The following is a 17,671-nucleotide window of genomic DNA, read 5'->3' as shown; positions in this document are numbered from 1 at the left end:
ATCGCCCGCGAGGCTCGGCCCGCAACGGGTCACGGCGTCCGGACAGAGTTGGTCCGATGGCGCGGCGCGGCGCCGCCCCGGCGCAGGACGAGGTGGACCCACCCCTCGATCACGCCGCGCTTGGACAGGGCGAAGCCCTGGTGGCGATAGGCCGAGAGGACGCCCGGCACGTCGCGCTCGATCAGGCCCGACAGGACCAGCGTGCCCCCCGGCGCCACGACGCGGGCGAGGCTCGGGGCGAGGAGCCGCAGGGGCCGCGCGAGGATGTTGGCGAAGACGAGATCGAAATGCCGGTCCCGCGCCGCCATGCGGTGGCGGGTGCCGCCGGCATGGTAGAGCTTCAGCCAGGGGCCGAGACCGTTGAGGCGGGCATTCTCCCGCGCGGTGGTCACGGCCTCGCCGTCGAGGTCCCCCGCCACGACCGGGCGGCGCAACTCCTTGGCGGCGGCGAAGGCCAGGATGCCCGTGCCGGTGCCGACATCGAGGACATGGCGCGGCCGGCGGCGCTTGCGCTCGGCGACCAGTGCCCGCAGGCAGCCCAACGTCGTGCCGTGATGGCCGGTGCCGAAGGCCAGCGCCGCCTCGATCTCGATGGCGAGGTCGTTCACCCGCCGCGCCTCCCGGTCGTGGGAGCCGTGGATCAGGAAGCGGCCGGCGCGCACCGGCTTCAGCCCTTCGAGCGAGGAGCGCACCCAATCCTGCTCCGCGATGGTGCGGAACTCGGCCTCGTCGGCCTGCGCGCCGATCACCGGCCGGATCAGGCCGCGGACGAACGCCTCGTCGGGCTCATCGGCGAAATAGGCTTCGAGGCGCCACGTCTTCCCGTCCTCGTCCTCGAAGGCGGCGACCGCCGTCTCGGTGGGGTCGAACATCTCGCCCAGCAAGTCGGTCATCGCCCGCGCCGACTTCTCGTCGGTGTCGAGGCGGAGGACGTGAGTCGGGCGGTGGGGCGGCAGGCCTTCGAGCATGATCGCCCTGTTAGCGCGCCCGCCCGTCGCGGCACAGGGGCTGGCGCGAAATCGTGCCGGTTCGGACACGCTCCCGCGATTCTTTCTCAACCATGCACAGGAATGCGGCATCGTGGCCGGCCGTTGACCACATGAGCCTGGAACCCGCGCAGGGCGACGACGTTTTTGCCGGCTTCGTCACGAAGTCGTTCAAGGGAAGCGTAAGAGTGAAGCGTTCGAGTCGTCCCCTCCCTGGCCAATCCGGCCCGTTCGGGCCGATCGTTCTGGCGCAGTCGGCCAAAGCCCGACGCGACGCCCGTTACGGCGCGCCGCTGCCGGATTCGCCCCTGCCGGGCCGCCTGCTCGTGGCCCTCAGCCGCCTCCACCGCGCCGAGGGCACCCCGTCCCTCGCCGCCGGGCAGACCTCCGACGAGGCCTGACCGCACATCACCCCTTGCCGGATTTCGCTCCGGTCATAAGATCATCGCGATAGCCGGCCGGATATAACGGTCCGGCCGGCGAGGGGTGTCTTCATGGCGATCACACGACGCATCTGGCTCGCGGCGGTGCTGGCGGCGCTGCCGTTGGTGTCGGGTCCGCCCGCGCTGGCGGCGGAGCCGGTGGTGGTCTTCGCCGCCGCCAGCCTCAAGAACGCCCTCGACGACGCCTCCGCCCTCTGGACGAAGGACACGGGCAAGACGGCGCGGATCTCGTATGCCGGCTCGAACGCGCTGGCCAAGCAGATCGAGGCCGGGGCGCCGGCCGACCTGTTCATCTCGGCCGACGAGGCCTGGATGGACTATGCCGAGAAGGCCGGCGCGATCCGGCCCGGCAGCCGGTTCAACTTCCTGCGCAATAGCCTGGTGCTGATCGCCCCGGCGGGGGCCAATGCGGGGTCGGACCCCCAGATCGCCCTGGCGCCGGACCTCGGCACGACGCTGTCCAAGGCGCTGGCCGGCGGCAAGCTCGCCATGGCCAACACCGAGGCGGTGCCGGCGGGCAAGTACGGCAAGGCGGCCCTGGACAAGCTCGGCGGCTGGGACGCGGTGAAGGGGCAGGTGGCCCAGGCCGAGAACGTGCGGGCGGCTCTGCTCCTCGTCGCCCGGGGCGAGGCGCCGCTCGGCATCGTCTACGCCACCGATGCCGCCGCCGACCGCGGCGTGCGGGTGGTGGCGACCTTCCCCTCCGACAGCCACCCGCCCATCGTCTACCCGGCGGCCCTGACAGAGGACTCGCGGAACCCGGATGCGGAGGCCCTGCTGGCCTTCCTGAAGAGCGCCCCGGCGCGGGCGGCCTTCGAGCGGCAGGGCTTCACGGTGATCGGCGCGCCCGGCAGCGGGCATTGACCTTCGGCCTAGGCCCCGAGGAGTGGCAGGCCGTCCTGCTCAGCCTTCAGGTGGCGACCTTGGCCACACTCGCCTCCCTGCCCCTTGGGCTCGGGGTGGCGTGGCTGCTGGCGCGACGGCGCTTTCCGGGGCGGGCGCTCCTCGACGGGCTCGTCCACCTGCCGCTGATCCTGCCGCCGGTCGTCACCGGCTACCTGCTGCTCCTCGCCTTCGGACGGAAGGGCGTGTTCGGCGCGCCGCTCGCGGAGTTCGGCATCGTCTTCGCCTTCCGCTGGACCGGGGCAGCGCTGGCCTGCGCGGTGATGGGCTTCCCCCTGATGGTGCGGGCGATGCGCCTGTCCCTCGAAGCGGTCGATGCCCGCCTTGAGGACGCGGCCGGGACGCTCGGGGCCTCGCCCCTGATGGTGTTCCTCACCGTCACCCTGCCCTTGAGCCTGCCCGGCTGCCTCGCCGGGGCGGTGCTCGCCTTCGCCAAGGCGATGGGCGAGTTCGGCGCGACCATCACCTTCGTCTCGAACATCCCCGGGCAGACGCAGACCCTGCCCTCGGCGATCTACACCCTCACCCAGGTGCCGGGCGGGGAGGGGCCGGCTTTGCGCCTCACCCTCGTCTCCGTCGCCCTGTCGATCACGGCCCTCCTCGTCTCGGAGGCGCTGGCCGCCCGCGCCGGGCGCCGGCTGGGGGCGGGATGACGGAGCCGGCCCTCGCCGTCGATGTCGCCCTCCGGCGGGGGGCGTTCACGCTGGAGGCGTCCTTCGCCGCCGGGCCGGGCCTCACCGCCCTGTTCGGACGCTCGGGCTCCGGCAAGACCACGCTGATCGACCTGATCGCCGGCCTCGCCCGGCCCGACCGGGGGCGGATCGTGGCCGGCGGCCATGTCCTCGTGGACACGGCGGCCAGGCGCTTCCTGCCGCCGCACCGCCGCCGGGTCGGCGTGGTGTTCCAGGATGCGCGGCTCTTCCCGCATCTCAGCGTCGCGCAGAACCTCGCCTACGGCCGCGTCTTCGCCCGCCTGCCCGACGATCCGGCGGAGTACGCCGCCATCACCGGGATGCTCGGCATCGAACCGCTCCTCGCCCGGCAGCCGGCGGGCCTGTCGGGGGGCGAGCGTCAGCGCGTCGCCCTCGGCCGGGCGCTGCTCGCCAAGCCCCGGCTCCTCCTGATGGACGAGCCCCTGGCCGCCCTCGACGAAGCCCGCAAGGCCGAGATCCTTCCCTACATCGAGCGCCTGCGCGACGAGGCGGGCGTGCCCATCGTCTATGTCAGCCACTCCGTCGCGGAGGTGGCGCGGCTCGCCGACACCCTCGTCGTGCTCGACGGTGGGCGCGTCGCCGCGACCGGCCCCGCCGAAACCCTCCTGCGCCGGGCCGATCTGATCCCCCTCCACGGGGAGCCCGGCGCCCTCCTTGACATGGTGGTGGAGGGCACCGACGCCGCCACCGGCCTCACCCGCCTGACGGGGCAGGCGGGGCCGCTATTGGTGCCCGACCTCGCCAAGCCCCCCGGCACGCCGCTGCGCGTGCGCATCCCCGCCCGCGACGTGCTCGTCGCCACCGCGCTCCCGCAGGGGCTCTCCGCGCGCAACGCCCTGCCGGGCCGGGTCGCCGGCCTCGTCCCCGCCGGGACGGGGGTGCTGGTGGAGATCGATTGCCACGGCACGATCCTGCTCGCCCGCCTGACCGAGGCCGCCGTGCGCGACCTCGCCCTCGCCCCCGGCCGGGAGGTCGTGGCGATCGTCAAGAGCGCGGCCTTCGACCCCGCCGGCTTCGGGACGGGCCGTCCGACCATCGCGATCTGACGCCGCAGGCTGCACGATATCGCAACCTTGTAGTTGCAAATACAACTATAAATTAGGTTTTAGATTTCTACCCTGGGTTGTATCTCGCCACCGAGCCCCGGCCGGATCCGACCCATGCTCCCTGTCCATTCCCCCTCCCGGCGCACTGTATCCGCCCGAACCCGCTGCCGTCGATGGGCGTCCTGCGCCCGTGGCGGCGCCGCCGTGGAGTCCGCGCTGGTGGCGCCAATGCTCGTCACCCTGTTCTTCGGCATCACCGTGTTCGGGATCTTCCTTGGCGCGTCACACAACCTGCGATTGGTAGCGGCCGAGGCCGCCCGGGCCTCCATCGCCGGGACCACCGATGCCGAGCGCGCCTCCCTCGTCCGGGATACGGTGACGCGCAGCCTCAGCCACGGCGCGATGTTCAAGCCGGGCAGCGTTATCGTGCAGGTCGGCACCGATTCCGGCGATCCGGACGTCACGGTCGTGACCGTGACCCTCGACGCCACGAGCCTGGGTTTCGGACTGTTCGGGCGCATCCTGCCGCAACTGCCGACCGTCCTGTCGAGCACGGTGAGCGTGCGTCGGGGCGGGCTGTGAGGGCCGCGCGGCATTTCGGCCGGGCGCGGGGCGGCAACGTCGCGATCCTCGTCGCCCTGTGCTCGACGATGCTGATGGCGGTCGGCGCCGTCGGGATCGATCTCGGCGTCGCGGTCCAGACCAAGCGCAAGGCGCAGGGCGCGGCGGACGTCGCCGCCATGCTGGCGGCCATCGATGTCGGCCATGCCGGCGACCTTGCGCGCCGGTCCCTCGCGGATAACGGCTATGCCGCCTCCCAGGCGACCATCGGAACCGGGACCTACGATTCGTCCGCGCCGAACGGGGCGCGCTACAGCGAGGCCACGGGCGGCACCGGCAACGCCGTGCGGGTGAGGCTCACCGCCGCCGCGCCCGCGACCTTCGCCCGCGTCATCGGGATGCCGGGCTCGGTGCCGATCGCCGTCACGGCCACCGCCGCGACGGCGCAGTTCGCCGCCTTCAGCGTCGGTTCGGGGCTCGCATCCCTGGATGGCGGGATCGCCAACGGCGTCCTCGGCGCCCTGCTCGGCGCCAAGCTCTCCCTGAGCGTCATGGATTACAACGCCCTGCTCGGGGCGCGGGTGGACGGCCTGCGCGTCCTCGACGCGCTCGGTGTCAGCCTCGGCCTGCAGGCAGGGAGCTACACGCAGATCCTGCAGGCCAATGCTAGCGTCGGGCAGATCCTGATGGCGCTCCGGGTCGGCGCGCAGGGCAACGGGCCCGCCGTCTCGGCGCTGACGGGCCTCCTCAACGCCCTGCCCAATGCCGGCAACCTCGTGCCGGTGAGCCGGCTCGATGCCCTGGCCGATGCGGCGGCCCTGGCGCCGGGCAAGGGTCTCGCCGGGCCTGCGGTGCCGGTGATGGGGCTCGTGAGCGCCACCGCCGCCCTCGCGAACGGCCAGAATCCGGTGGCGATCGATCTCGGGGCGACCATCCCCGGTCTGCTCTCGACCAAGCTGACGCTGGCCATCGGCGAGCGGCGGCGCAGCTCCGGCTGGGTCCGCCCCGGCACCGCCAACGCCACCGTGCGCACGGCCCAGACGCGCCTGCTGATCGAGACGAGTCTGACGGCGCCCCTCGGGCTCGGGCAGCTCGCGCTGCCGCTCCTCGTGCAGGTCGCCCCGGCCCAGGGCACGCTGCGCAGCCTGACCTGCTCGTCGTCGGGGGGGCGGCAGGTGGTGATCGACGGCCAGACCGGCATCGCGACGCTGGCCATCGCCGACGTGCCGCGCAGCGCGATCACGACCGCCGACACCGGGCCGGACCTGTCGCAGCCCGCGACGCTGCTGGCCCTGCCGCTGGTGCGGGTCACGGGCCGGGCGCAGATGACGCCCGGCACCGGCACGCAATCGCTCACCTTCACCGATACGGACATCACCGCGAAGACCCTGCGCAGCGTCTCCTCCGGCAACGTGGCGCAATCCCTGACGGGGAGCCTGCTCGGAGGCCTTGTCCTGTCGGTGAACGGGATCGGCGCCGGGCCGCTGCTCCAGCCCGCGCTCACCCTCACCCTGAGCGCGGCGGCGCCGGCTCTGGACCTCGTCCTCAACACGGTGCTGAGGGTGGCCGGCCTACGCCTTGGCTATGCCGATTTCGGCGTCGACGGCACCCTGTGCGGACAGGCCGTGCTGGTGCAGTAGGCGGGGCTCAGCCGAGCTGCGTCAGGAGGGTGAGGGCGCCGAAGATCAGCACCGCCGCGACGGAGACGCCGAGCAAGATCAGGCTCGCCCGCGATTCCTGCATGTCGGACGACATCGCGTCTCCCCCCCTTTGTTCTTGCGGGCCGGTGGTGATCCACCGGCCCAAGTCCAGCTTACGCCGCCGTGCGGCGCTCCACCATCCGCGCCAGGAAGGCGCTGCCGATGGGGATGATCGAATCCTCGAAATTGTACGCGGCGTTGTGCAGCCCCGGCCCCGGCCCCGCCCCGAGCCAGACATAGGCACCGGGCACCCGCATCGTCATGTCGGCGAAATCCTCGCTGCCCATGCGCGGGGTGGCGTGCGGATCGACGTTCTCCGCGCCGAGCAGTTCGGTGGCGATGTCCGTCGCGGCGGCGGATTGCTCCGGGGCATTCTCCAGCACCGAGAACACGTCCTGCAGGTCGACCTCGATCTCCGCGCCGTAGGCGGCGGCGAAGCCCGCCGCCAACTCGCGGATGCGCGTGCCGGCGAGCTTGCGCACCTCCGCGTCGAAGGTCCGCACGGTGCCGGCCATGTGCGCCGTCTCGGGTATGACGTTGTAGGCCGAGCCCGCCGCGATCCGCGTGATCGAGAGCACGATCGATTTCAGCGGGTCGGCATTGCGCGAGACGATGGATTGCAGCGCCTGGGCGAGGCCGGTGGCGACGATGATCGGGTCGTTGCCCCGGTGAGGCTGCGCCGCGTGGATGCCGCGCCCCCGGATGCGGATGTCGAAGAAGTCCGCCGCCGCCATGATCGGGCCGGGGCAGAGCTTGATCTGCCCGTGCTGCCCGCCCGGCTGGTTGTGCAGCCCGTAGATCTCGTCGCAAGGGAATTTCTCGAACAGCCCGTCCTTCAGCATGGCGCGGGCGCCGCCTAAGCCCTCCTCGGCGGGCTGGAAGATGAACACCGCCGTGCCGTCGAAGTCGCGGGTCTCGGCGAGGTAGCGGGCGGCGCCGACCAGCATCGTCGTGTGGCCGTCATGGCCGCAGGCGTGCATCTTGCCCGGATAGGTCGAGCGGTAGGGGAGGTTGGTCTTCTCCTCGATGGGCAGGGCGTCCATGTCGGCGCGCAGGCCGATCCGGCGGCCGTTGTCGCTGCGGCCCTTCAGGAGCCCGACGACCCCCGTGCCGCCGATGCCGCGATGCACCTCGCAGCCGAATTTTTCCAGGAGATCGGCGACGATGCCGGAGGTGCGGACCTCCTCGAAGCCGATCTCGGGATGGGCGTGGAGGTCGCGCCGCAGGGCGGTGAGTTCGTCGGAGAAGCCTTGGATGCGCTCGATCGGGTTCATTATGCCTGCTCGTCGGGAGTGCCGCGCCGGAAGGGGGTGAGGGTGTCGAGGACATCGACCGCCTCGGCCACATGGGCGCGCTCGCGCTGCAAGTAGTCGGCCACCGCCTTCCGCAGGGACGGGTCGGCGATGTCGTGGGCGGAGTGCATCAGCACCGGGCGGTAGCCGCGGGCGAGCTTGTGCTCCCCCTGCGCCCCGGCCTCCACCCGTTTGAGGCCGCGCGCGATGGCGAACTCGATGGCCTGATAGTAGCAGACCTCGAAATGCAGGAACGGGTGGTCCTCGACGCAGCCCCAGTTGCGCCCGTAGAGGGCGGTGTCGCCGATCATGTTGATGGCGCCCGCGATGTAGCGGCCCTCGCGTTTGGCCATGATGAGCAGGATGCGGTCGGCCATCCGCTCGGTGAGCAGGGAGAAGAACCGGCGGTTCAGGTAGGGGCGGCCCCATTTGCGGGCGCCGGTATCCATGTAGAAGCCGTAGAACGCGTCCCAGACCGCCTCGGTCAGGTCGGGCCCGGTGAGGTGCTCGATGGTGATGCCGGGCGCCAGCGCGTCGCGGCGCTCCCGCTTGATCGTCTTGCGCTTGCGCGAGGAGAGGGCTTCGAGAAAGCCGTCGAAGCTGGAATAGCCGTCGTTCTCCCAGTGGAATTGCTGGTCGGTGCGCTTCAGGAAGCCGGCGGCCCCGGCGCGCTCCCATTCGGCCTCGCGCATGAAGGTGACGTGGATCGAGGAGGCCTCGACCTCCCCCCGCAGGGCGCGCAGACCCGCGACGAGCCCCGCCGTCGCCTCGTTGGGATCGGTGCCGGGGGCGATGAGGAAGCGCGGTCCGGTCACGGGGGTGAAGGGCACGCTGACCTGCAGCTTCGGGTAGTAGCTGCCGCCGGCCCGCTCGAAGGCGTCGGCCCAGCCATGGTCGAAGACGTATTCGCCCTGGCTGTGGGATTTCAGGTAGCAGGGCGCGGCGGCGAGCAGCTTGCCCTCCCGCTCCACCACCACATGCACCGGCAGCCAGCCGGTGCGGCGCGAGACGCAGCCGGATTCCTCCAGCGCCGAGAGGAAGGCGTGGGTGACGAAGGGATTGTAGGTCTCGTCCCCCGCCGCCAGGGTTTCGGGGGACAGGGCACAGGCATCCCAGGCCTGCGCACCGATCTCCTTGAGGCCGGGGAGCGCCCTCACCGTAAGGGCGGTGGCGTCCGGCGGCGGCGCGGAGGCTTGCTTCATGCCCGCCAGTCTAGCGGCCGCCGGGGACGGGGCAAGCGGCGGATCGCAGCAGGCGGGGATTAGCCGGACGGGAAAAGGATCGCGTCGATGTTCCGCGCGCCGCTGAGCACGCGCAGAACGTCGATGCGCGAGGCGGTCTCGTCCACCCTGTAGAAGATCAGGTAGTCGCCGAATGGGCGACGCCGGATGCCGCGGGCTTCATAACCGCTGAGCAGCGGGTAGCCCTTCGGCATGTCGCCCAGGGTCACGCAACGGGCCTCCAACTCGGCCACGAAACTGGCGGCGCGGGTGGGATTGTCCCGCCCGATAAAGGTGCCGATCGCGATGAGGTCGTCGATCGCCCTCTCGGAGAGGACGACTCTCACGCAATCGTATCCTCGTCGGCGATTCCCAGGGCGGCTCGGACCCGGGCGAACGCCTCGCCGATAGGCACGAGTCGGCCGGCTTCGGCATCCGCCAAGCCCTCGGCCAGCGCGGCATCGAGCGCCTTCAGCCTCGCGGCCCGGTCATGCTCGGCCAGATAGCGGCTGCGGACCAGATCGCGGATGTACTCGCTCGGCGTGGCGAAAGCCCCCTCGCGGACCTTGTCCCGGACGAACTTCTCCAACTCGTCCGTGAGCGTCACGGTCATCTGTCCGCGGGGCGTGGGCATGGCGGGCCTCCTCGGCTGCTTATGCCACGCAGTGAAAATCACTGTCCATCCGAGGTCCATACAGGTTGGATTGTCAGGGCACGAACCCCTCGAACACCATCTGGTCCGCGTGCGCGGCGGCGTTGGCGCGTTGGTCCGGGTTGCGCACCGTCCAGGCCATGACCGGGAGCCCCGCGAGGAGGCGGCAGAGCGAGGTCGGCGCGCAGGGCAGGTCGTCCACCCGCCAGGACAGGAAGTCCGGCCGCGTTGCCTCGAAATGCAGGAGGTCGCGCAGGCTGCGGCGGCGGCTCTCCGTCATCGTCGCGTAGACGGGATCGTCCTGCCGGGTCTCCGACACGATCCCGCGCGGGATGCGGGCGGGCAGGCCCTCGCGGAGCGCCGCGACGATCTCGGGATCGAAGGATTTCAGCGCCACCGGGCCGTCATAGGCGGCGGCGATCTCGGCCGTGCGGCGGGCGAGGCGCAGGTCGCCGTCATAGGCCGACTTGATCTCCACGATCACCGGCACGGCGCCCGCGACCGCCGCCAGGAAATCCGGCAGGGTCGGGATGCGTTCGGCCGAGCCCGCCACGGTCAGCCGGCCGAGGTCCTGCGCGCTCGTCTCGCCGACACGCTCGCTGGCCCCCGTGAGGCGGCCCAAAGCCGGGTCGTGGAAGACCATCGCTTCCCCGTCCGCGCTGATCTGCACGTCGCACTCGATGGCGAACCCGCCGGCCACCGCCGCGCGGGCGGCGGCGAGCGTGTTCTCCGGTCGGCCCGCCGCGCGGTCGTGCAGGCCGCGATGGGCGATCGGCCGGGCGGTGAGCCAGCCGAACCCCGTCACCCCTTCACCTCGAACAGGCCCTCGACCTCGACGGCAGCGTCGAGGGGCAGTTCCGCGACGCCCACCGTCGAGCGGGCGTGCCGGCCGCGATCCCCCAGCACCTCGACCATCAGGTCCGAGGCGCCGTTCATCACCCCGGCCACCGCCGAGAAGCCGGGGGCGCTGTTGATGAAGCCGCCGAGGCGCACGCACTGCACCACCGCGCGGTCGAGATCGCCCACCGCCGCCTCGAGCTGCGACAGCAGGTTGAGGGCGCAAAGCCGCGCGGCCTCCTTGCCGGTCTCGGGCGAGACGTTGCCGCCGACCTTGCCGGTGTGGGTGGAGGCGATCTTGCCGTCGGCGCCGAAGCAGACCTGGCCGGAGATCATCACGAGGTTGCCCGTGCGCACGAACGGCACGTAGTTCGCCACGGGGGCCGCCGCCTTGGGCAGGCTCAGCCCCAGGGCCGCCAGACGTTCCTTGACCGTGCTCATGTGAGAATCTCCACCGGAATCCGGGGTTCTGGAACACGGGCGGGGCGGCCCGCGCAAGGGGAGGGCACCCGTTGCGGACAGGCTTTCGCGGCCCCGGACGCACCTGCCGCGCGTGCGGCACAGCCCTTGCGCGATTGACAGCGCCGACCCGATTCATAGTAATCGCGCGCGTGCCGCCCGGTGATCGAGGCGGCACTTTCATTTGGTGCCGCCGAAACCTCGCGCGACGGAGACCGGACCGTGACATCCGCCCTTCTGCCGAACTACGCCCGCGCCCCCCTCGCGTTCGAGCGCGGTGAGGGCGCTTGGCTCTTCACGCGTGACGGGCAGCGATACCTCGATTTCGGGGCCGGCGTCGCCGTGAACGCGCTGGGCCACGCGCACCCGCACCTCGTCGCTGCGCTGCAGGAGCAGGCGGCGAAGGTCTGGCACGTCTCGAACCTCTACCAGATCCCGGAGGGCGAGCGGCTCGGCCGGCGCTTCGTGGAGGCGACCTTCGCGGAGGTGGCGTTCTTCTGCAATTCGGGCGCCGAGGCGAACGAGGCCGCGATCAAGATCGCGCGGAAGTACCATGCGGCGGGCGGCCACCCGGAGCGCTACCGGATCGTGACCTTCGAGGGCGCGTTCCACGGGCGGACGCTGGCGACCCTCGCGGCGGGCGGCCAGCAGAAGTACATCGACGGCTTCGGCCCGAAGGTCGAGGGCTTCGATCAGGTGCCGACCGGCGATTTCGCGGCGCTCGAAGCCGCCATCGGTCCCGAGACCGCCGCCCTGATGATCGAGCCCGTGCAGGGCGAGGGCGGCGTGCGCGTCATCCCCCCCGCCGACCTGCGCCGCCTGCGCGACCTCTGCGACGAGCACGGCCTGCTCCTCATCATGGACGAGGTGCAGACCGGCATGGGCCGCACCGGCAAGCTCTTCGCCTATGAGTGGTCGGGCATCGCGCCGGACATCCTGAGCGCGGCCAAGGGCATCGGCGGCGGCTTCCCGCTCGGCGCCTGCCTGACCACCAAGGAGGCCGCGCGCGGCATGGTCGCCGGCAGCCACGGCTCGACCTTCGGCGGCAACCCGCTCGCCATGGCGGTGGGCAACGCCGTGCTCGACGTGATCCTGTCCGACGGCTTCCTCGACCGCGTGGCCCACACCGGGCTCGTCCTGAAGCAGAAGCTCGCTTCCCTGCGCGACAAGCACCCGCGCGTGATCCAGGAAGTGCGCGGCGAGGGGCTGATGGTCGGCCTCAAGCTCGGCGTGCCCAACACCGAATTCGCCGCGGCGGCACGGGAGGCCAACCTCCTCGTGATCCCGGCCGGCGACAACGTCGTGCGGCTGATTCCGCCGCTGATCGTCACCGAGTCGGACGTCGAAGAGGCGGTCCGGCGGCTCGATGCCGCCGCGAACGGTTTCTCGGCGCTGCGCGGGGCGGCCGAGTAAGGCGCCGCCGGAAAGTCCCTGACCCATGACCACCCAAACCAACGGCCGGGCAACGGCCACGGCCGGTCCCGGCGCCGCTGCCCAGCCCCGCCACTTCCTCGACCTCTCGGATTTCTCCGGAAAGGAGATCCGCCGCATGCTGGATTCCAGCGCCGCCATGAAGGCCCGGCGCCGGAAGGGCGAGCGCGCGGCCGAGCGCCCGCTCGTCGGCAAGACCCTGGCGATGGTGTTCGACCGGCCCTCGACCCGCACCCGCGTCTCGTTCGACGTGGCGATGCGCGAACTCGGCGGCGAGACGCTGATGCTCACCGGCTCCGAGATGCAGCTCGGCCGGGGCGAGACCATCGGCGACACGGCGCAGGTGCTCTCGCGCTTCGTGGACGCGATCATGATCCGCATCCTCGACCACGGGCAGATGCTGGAACTGGCCGAATACGCCACGGTGCCGGTGATCAACGCGCTGACCAAGCACTCGCATCCGTGCCAGATCATGGCCGACGTGCTGACCTTCGAGGAGCATCGCGGGCCGATCACGGGCCGCACCGTCGCGTGGTCGGGGGACGCGAACAACGTGCTGGCGAGCTGGGTCCACGCCGCCGCCCGGCTCGACTTCACCATGAACGTCGCCTGCCCGCCGGAGCTGGCACCGCCCGCCGCGCTGATCGCCTGGGCGAAGCGCGAGGGGGCGAGACTCAACGTCACCACCGACGCCCGCGCGGCGGTGGACGGGGCGGACGCGGTCGTCACCGATTGCTGGGTGTCGATGGGCGACGACGACGAGAGCCACCGGCACAACCTGCTCTCGCCCTACCGGGTCGACGCCGCGCTGATGGCGGCGGCCAAGCGCGATGCGATCTTCATGCATTGCCTGCCGGCCCACCGGGGGGAGGAAGTCACCGCCGAGGTGATGGACGGGCCGCAATCGGTGGTGTTCGACGAGGCCGAGAACCGGCTGCATGCCCAGAAGGGCATCCTCGCGTGGTGCCTTCAGGCGGCCGGCGCCTGAGGGGCCGGCCCTTTGGGAACCCCATGGCGAGTCACCATATGATGGGGGACTTCACGGAGAGACCATGACCGCAGGAACCGAGACCCCCGGCGTCGATGACGCGGTGCTGCCCTTCGCCGTCGAGGCCCTCGACGTGCGCGGACGGGTGGTGCGCCTGGGGCCCTCCATCGACACGATCCTGCGCCGTCACGGCTACCCGGATTCCGTCGCGCGCCTCCTCGGCGAGGCGGCGGCGCTCACCGTCCTGCTCGGCGCGTCGCTGAAATTCGAGGGCCGCTTCCAGCTCCAGACCAAGACCGACGGCCCGGTCGAGATGATCGTGGTCGACTTCGAGGCCCCCGACCGGCTGCGCGCCACCGCCCGCTTCGATGCCGAGCGTGTCGCGGCCCTGGGCAGCGCCCCCGTGCGCGATGCCGACCTGATCGGCAACGGCTACCTCGCCATGACCATCGACCAGGGCAGTGCTGCCAGCCGCTACCAGGGCGTGGTGCCGATGGAGGGCCAGAGCCTGGAGGAGGCGGCCCACCAGTATTTCCTGCAATCCGAGCAGATTCCCACCGTGGTGCGCCTCGCGGTCGCCGAATCCCTCGGGGAGGGGGACGGGCATTGGCGGGCCGGCGGCCTGATCGTGCAGTTCCTGCCCCAATCCATCGACCGGGCGCGCCTCGCCGACCTGCCGCCGGGCGACATCCCCGAGGGCCACGCCCATCTCGGCCCCGATGCGCCGGAGGACGATGCCTGGGTCGAGGCGCGCTCGCTGGCCGCCACCATCGAGGACCACGAACTCGTCGATCCCAACGTGTCGAGCGAGCGGCTGCTCTACCGGCTGTTCCACGAGCGCGGCGTGCGCGTCTTCGACCGCCAGCCGGTGCACGAGACTTGCCGCTGCTCCCGCGAGCGGGTGATGGGCATGATCCGCTCCTTCAGCCCGGAGGAGCGCCGGGACATGGTGGCCGATGACGGGCGCATCGTGATCACCTGCGAATTCTGCTCCCGCCGCTACGACCTCGACCCGGCCGAGGTCGAGACGGAGATCGCGCAGGGCTCGTAGGGGGGTTCGAAACGGCGACCCGTCGTGCTCTACCGGCGGGCGACCATGACGCTCGAAGACCGCCTCGCCCACCTGCCTGCCCGCAAGCGCCGCGACCTGACGCGCGCGGTGAAGATCCTGTTCGAGGAGCTCGAGGAGGCCCGCAAGGGCAAGCTCTCCGACAGGAAGAAGAGCGGGCGCATCCTCAAGGTGCTGCTCTACGGTTCACACGCACGGGGTGATTGGGTCGAGGACCGGATCTCGGGCTACTTCTCCGACTACGACCTGCTCGTCCTCGTGAACCACGACGATCTCGTGGAGGATTTCGACCTGTGGGAGACGATCCGCGACCGATTCGACCAGATCGAACTGGTGCGGTCGGCCCGTCACTCCGTGGTGAGCTTCATCGTTCACAGCTATCAGGACGTGAACGACCAGCTCGCCCGGGGGCGGCCGTTCTTCGTGGACATCGACCGGGATGCCCTCGTTCTCTACGAGGCGGACGGCTTTCCCCTCGCCAAGCCCGGCCCGCTCACGCCGGAGGTTCGGAACGAGGAGGCGTGGCTTCACTTCGACAAATGGTATGCAAGCTCGATCTTCCGCATCGACCTCGCCCGCTATTCTTCGATGCACGAACAATTAGCCATTGCCGCTTTCGAGCTGCATCAAGCCACCGAGGGACTGTATCACTGTGTCCTGCTCGTTCTGACGCTGTACAGCCCGAAACTTCACGCCCTGCGGCGGCTTCGCCCGATGGCCGAGGGCATCGACCGCCGGCTGGTGGAGGCATGGCCGCGCCATGATCGCGTCAGCCGGCGCCACTTCAATCTCTTGCACGATGCCTACGTGAAGGCCCGCTACTCGCCGCATTACACGATCACGACCGAGGAACTGGACTGGCTCGTCGGGCGCATCGGGATCCTCCAGCGGATCGTCCACGACGTGTGCCACGAGCACCTCGGCCCCCGTCCGGCCACGCCCTGACGCCTCCCGCCTCGTCCTCCTCGCGAGCGGAGCGAAGGAATTCAGGGAGAGCCCGGCCCCTCCTTAGGTTTTCAGCACCGGCTCGTTCGGATCGCCGACGCCCCGCGCGGCGAGGTAATCCGGCTGGAACAGGCACATGCGCACCGCGTCGCGGTAGCGCCCGTTCACGAAGAACTCGTCCTTCAGCACGCCTTCGGGGCGGAAGCCGCATTGCTCGTAGATCCGCACCGCCCGCTGGTTCTCGCGATCCACGTGCAGGTAGAGCTTGTGGATGTTGAGCACGCTGAACGCGTAATCCATCACGATCCGCGTCGCCCGCCACGCATAGCCCCGCCCCTGGAAGGACGGGTGGATCGCGATCTGGAACTCGCAGCGGCGGTGAAGGTGGTTGATCTCCACCAGCTCGATCAGCCCCGCCGGCTCGCCGTCCGGTGCGGCGACGATGAAGCGGCGCTCGGTCTGGTTGTGGATGTTGCGCTCGTAGAGTTGCTGCAGTTCGGCGAAGGACTCGTAGGCCTCCTCGAACCAGTAGCGCATGATGCTGTCGTTGTTGTTCAGCTGGTGGACGAAGCGCAGATCCTCGCGCTCCAGCGGCCGCAGCTTCACATACTCGTTGGCCCGCACCGGGTTCATGCCGCGCACTCCGCGATCAGCCGGCGCAGGAAATCCTCGCCCGCCTTCAGCGCATCGAGGGTAATATATTCGTCGGGCTGATGCGCCTGGGCGATGTCGCCGGGGCCGCAGACCACCGTGGGGATGCCCGCCCCCTGGAAGCGCCCGGCCTCGGTGGCGTAGGGCATCGCCACCGTGCGATTGCGCCCGGCGACGCGCAGGGCGAGGCGTTCGGCCGCCGAGCCCGGATCGGGGGCGAGGCCGGGAATGTCCACCTCCTCCAGGGTGTCGATCCGGCCGAACTCGCCGTAGCGGTTGAGGCGCCGGGCCGTCACCTCGGCCACCGCCGCGCGGAACAGGGTGGGGATCTCGGCCGGGTCGAGATCGGGCAGGCCGCGATACTCCCAGTGGAAATGGCATTCCCGCGCCAGGATGTTGCGCGCCGTCCCGCCCTGGATCGTGCCGACATGGATCGTCGTGGCGGGCGGGTCGAACCGGCCGGAGGCGTCGCCGCGCTCGATCATCCGGTCGGCGATGCGGTTGAGGGCGGCGACGAGATCGCAGGCCGCCGAGACCGCGTTGGCCCCGAGCTCCGGCCGGGAGGAATGCGCCTCGCGGCCATGGACCGTGGTGAGGCAGGTGACGATGCTCTTGTGCGCGTCCGCCACGTCGAGCCCGGTCGGCTCGCCGACGATGCAGGCGCCGGGGCGGGGCAGATCCTCGCCGAAGCGGGCGATGGCGTCCATCGGGCCGAGGCAGGTGGTCTCCTCGTCGTAGGAGAGGAGGAGGTGGATCGGCCGCGCGAGGTCGGCCTTCAGCATCTCCGGCACCAGGGCCAGGACGGTGGCGCAGAAGCCCTTCATGTCGACGGCGCCGCGCCCGTAGGCCCGGCCGCCCGCGACGCGCAGGGTGAAGGGGTCCGACGTCCAGGGCTGGCCGGCGACGGGCACGACGTCGGTGTGGCCCGACAGGACGACCCCGCCGTCGCGCGCCGGCCCGAGCGTCGCGAGGATCGCGGCCTTGGTGCCGGTGGCGTCGGGGAAGCGGCGGACGGGCACGCCCCATCCGTCCAGATAGGCGCAGACCGAATCGATCAGCGCGAGGTTGGGCTTGTCGCTCTCGGTGTCGAACGCGACGAGGCGGGCCAGCATCTCGAGCGGGGAAAGCCGCTCGCCGTTCAAAGCCATGATCCCTCCGGGGCCGCCCGGCTCACGCGCTCCCCGCCGGTGACGCGGCCGCCGTCAGTGCAGGCTGCGGCGGACGTGCGGGCTATCGAGGGAGAAGGCCGGAATCTCGGCCTCGAAGCTCTCGCCGGCCACCGTCGCCATCGTGTAGCTGCCGGCCATCAGCCCGTCGGGTGTCGTGAGCGGACAGCCACTCGTGTAGCAGAACGACTCGCCGGGCTCCAGAACCGGCTGCTTGCCCACGACGCCGACGCCGCGCACCTCCTGGCAGGAGCCGCGCCCGTCGATGATGCGCCAGTGGCGCGAGCGGAGCTGTACCTGCTCCTCGCCGTTGTTCACGATCTCGACCGTGTAGGCGAAGAAATAGCGACTTTCGTTGGGGGAAGACTCTTCCTCCACGAAGCGCGGCTGTACAGTCACGCTTATTCCGCGCGTCTCGGCCCTGTACATTGCCTTTGATCGCCCCCGAGGACTTCAGCGATTCGACCCGCCCGGCCTTGGCCGCGCCATGAGCCCCGGTGGTAATTCCCAGGTGAATCGGCGTCAATTGCGGCGGATTACGTCGCGCGGCCGGCTCGGGCCAAGTCATGTGGTATTAAACCGGCCTTAGGTGCCTGTGGCGGACAAGAC

The 17,671-nt window shown here is 70.8% G+C and carries 20 protein-coding genes; 10 read left to right on the top strand and 10 right to left on the bottom strand.

Features of this window, described 5'->3' with window-relative positions; translation table 11 throughout:
• Positions 1-29: 29 nt before the first annotated feature.
• Positions 30-968, bottom strand: coding sequence for a 50S ribosomal protein L11 methyltransferase (locus MKK52_RS20265; RefSeq protein WP_243956885.1), 939 nt, complete (start codon positions 966-968; stop codon positions 30-32).
• 131 nt (positions 969-1,099) lie between these two features.
• On the opposite strand from MKK52_RS20265, the gene MKK52_RS20260 reads away from it, so the two are divergent.
• From MKK52_RS20260 to MKK52_RS20235, 6 genes are all read left to right on the top strand, one after another.
• A complete protein-coding gene (locus MKK52_RS20260) occupies positions 1,100-1,387 on the top strand; it encodes a hypothetical protein (protein WP_243956884.1) in 288 nt (95 codons plus the stop codon).
• 93 nt (positions 1,388-1,480) lie between these two features.
• Positions 1,481-2,293 carry a molybdate ABC transporter substrate-binding protein gene (gene modA, locus MKK52_RS20255; protein WP_243956882.1) on the top strand — a complete coding sequence of 271 codons (813 nt, stop codon included), beginning with the start codon at positions 1,481-1,483 and terminating at the stop codon, positions 2,291-2,293.
• Positions 2,290-2,985 carry a molybdate ABC transporter permease subunit gene (gene modB, locus MKK52_RS20250; RefSeq protein WP_243956880.1) on the top strand — a complete coding sequence of 232 codons (696 nt, stop codon included), beginning with the start codon at positions 2,290-2,292 and terminating at the stop codon, positions 2,983-2,985. The genes modA and modB overlap by 4 nt, the downstream gene beginning before the upstream one ends.
• A complete protein-coding gene (gene modC / locus MKK52_RS20245) occupies positions 2,982-4,091 on the top strand; it encodes a molybdenum ABC transporter ATP-binding protein (protein WP_243956878.1) in 1,110 nt (369 codons plus the stop codon). The genes modB and modC overlap by 4 nt, the downstream gene beginning before the upstream one ends.
• 114 nt (positions 4,092-4,205) lie before the next feature.
• Positions 4,206-4,673: a TadE/TadG family type IV pilus assembly protein gene (locus MKK52_RS20240; protein WP_279597942.1), complete on the top strand. Its 468-nt coding sequence runs from the start codon at positions 4,206-4,208 to the stop codon at positions 4,671-4,673.
• Positions 4,670-6,292, top strand: a complete 1,623-nt coding sequence (locus tag MKK52_RS20235) for a TadG family pilus assembly protein (protein ID WP_243956876.1) — start codon at positions 4,670-4,672, stop codon at positions 6,290-6,292. The genes MKK52_RS20240 and MKK52_RS20235 overlap by 4 nt, the downstream gene beginning before the upstream one ends.
• A gap of 173 nt (positions 6,293-6,465) precedes the next feature.
• Here the strand turns inward: MKK52_RS20235 and MKK52_RS20230 are convergent, their stop codons facing one another.
• The 6 genes from MKK52_RS20230 to MKK52_RS20205 all read right to left on the bottom strand — a co-directional run bounded on the left by MKK52_RS20230 (position 6,466) and on the right by MKK52_RS20205 (position 10,794).
• Positions 6,466-7,626, bottom strand: coding sequence for a M20 aminoacylase family protein (locus tag MKK52_RS20230; RefSeq protein WP_243956874.1), 1,161 nt, complete (start codon positions 7,624-7,626; stop codon positions 6,466-6,468).
• Positions 7,626-8,846 (bottom strand): GNAT family N-acetyltransferase, encoded by a 1,221-nt coding sequence (locus MKK52_RS20225; protein WP_243956866.1) that lies wholly within the window; start codon positions 8,844-8,846, stop codon positions 7,626-7,628. Before MKK52_RS20225 ends, MKK52_RS20230 begins: the two co-directional genes overlap by 1 nt.
• Before the next feature lie 59 nt (positions 8,847-8,905).
• Positions 8,906-9,211, bottom strand: a complete 306-nt coding sequence (locus tag MKK52_RS20220) for a type II toxin-antitoxin system RelE/ParE family toxin (protein WP_243956864.1) — start codon at positions 9,209-9,211, stop codon at positions 8,906-8,908.
• Complete coding sequence (locus MKK52_RS20215) at positions 9,208-9,498, bottom strand: type II toxin-antitoxin system ParD family antitoxin (protein WP_243956862.1); 291 nt, start codon at positions 9,496-9,498, stop codon at positions 9,208-9,210. The genes MKK52_RS20220 and MKK52_RS20215 overlap by 4 nt, the downstream gene beginning before the upstream one ends.
• 73 nt (positions 9,499-9,571) lie before the next feature.
• The gene (locus tag MKK52_RS20210) at positions 9,572-10,321 is read right to left on the bottom strand and encodes a glycerophosphodiester phosphodiesterase family protein (protein ID WP_243956860.1); all 750 of its coding nucleotides are present in this window, start codon (positions 10,319-10,321) and stop codon (positions 9,572-9,574) included.
• Positions 10,318-10,794 (bottom strand): RidA family protein, encoded by a 477-nt coding sequence (locus MKK52_RS20205; protein ID WP_243956858.1) that lies wholly within the window; start codon positions 10,792-10,794, stop codon positions 10,318-10,320. The genes MKK52_RS20210 and MKK52_RS20205 overlap by 4 nt, the downstream gene beginning before the upstream one ends.
• 240 nt (positions 10,795-11,034) lie before the next feature.
• Here MKK52_RS20205 and MKK52_RS20200 point away from each other — a divergent pair, with 240 nt between their 5' ends.
• The 4 genes from MKK52_RS20200 (at position 11,035) to MKK52_RS20185 (ending at position 15,245) form a co-directional block, all read left to right on the top strand.
• Positions 11,035-12,225, top strand: a complete 1,191-nt coding sequence (locus tag MKK52_RS20200) for an aspartate aminotransferase family protein (RefSeq protein WP_243956856.1) — start codon at positions 11,035-11,037, stop codon at positions 12,223-12,225.
• 25 nt (positions 12,226-12,250) lie between these two features.
• On the top strand, positions 12,251-13,231 hold the full coding sequence (gene argF, locus MKK52_RS20195; protein ID WP_243956854.1) for an ornithine carbamoyltransferase: 981 nt from the start codon (positions 12,251-12,253) through the stop codon (positions 13,229-13,231).
• Positions 13,232-13,295: 64 nt separating this feature from the next.
• Positions 13,296-14,282, top strand: coding sequence for an Hsp33 family molecular chaperone (locus MKK52_RS20190; RefSeq protein ID WP_243956852.1), 987 nt, complete (start codon positions 13,296-13,298; stop codon positions 14,280-14,282).
• A gap of 45 nt (positions 14,283-14,327) precedes the next feature.
• Complete coding sequence (locus MKK52_RS20185) at positions 14,328-15,245, top strand: HEPN domain-containing protein (protein WP_243956850.1); 918 nt, start codon at positions 14,328-14,330, stop codon at positions 15,243-15,245.
• Between the two features lie 63 nt (positions 15,246-15,308).
• Here MKK52_RS20185 and speG read toward each other — a convergent pair whose 3' ends face one another.
• The 3 genes from speG to apaG are packed head-to-tail and all read right to left on the bottom strand — an operon-like array spanning position 15,309 to position 17,491.
• Positions 15,309-15,878, bottom strand: coding sequence for a spermidine N1-acetyltransferase (speG, locus tag MKK52_RS20180; RefSeq protein WP_243956842.1), 570 nt, complete (start codon positions 15,876-15,878; stop codon positions 15,309-15,311).
• Positions 15,875-17,044, bottom strand: coding sequence for an acetylornithine deacetylase (gene argE / locus MKK52_RS20175; RefSeq protein WP_243956840.1), 1,170 nt, complete (start codon positions 17,042-17,044; stop codon positions 15,875-15,877). The genes speG and argE overlap by 4 nt, the downstream gene beginning before the upstream one ends.
• A 54-nt stretch (positions 17,045-17,098) precedes the next feature.
• Entirely contained in the window at positions 17,099-17,491 is a 393-nt protein-coding gene (gene apaG, locus MKK52_RS20170; RefSeq protein ID WP_243956838.1) for a Co2+/Mg2+ efflux protein ApaG, read from the bottom strand.
• Between the last annotated feature and the right edge of the window lie 180 nt (positions 17,492-17,671).

It is taken from the genome of Methylobacterium sp. J-067 (assembly GCF_022829465.1).
GTDB classification, from domain to species: Bacteria; Pseudomonadota; Alphaproteobacteria; order Rhizobiales; family Beijerinckiaceae; genus Methylobacterium; species Methylobacterium litchii.
The sequence above is the reverse complement of the archived record's forward strand: the minus strand, read 5'-3'. Positions and strand labels throughout refer to the sequence as shown.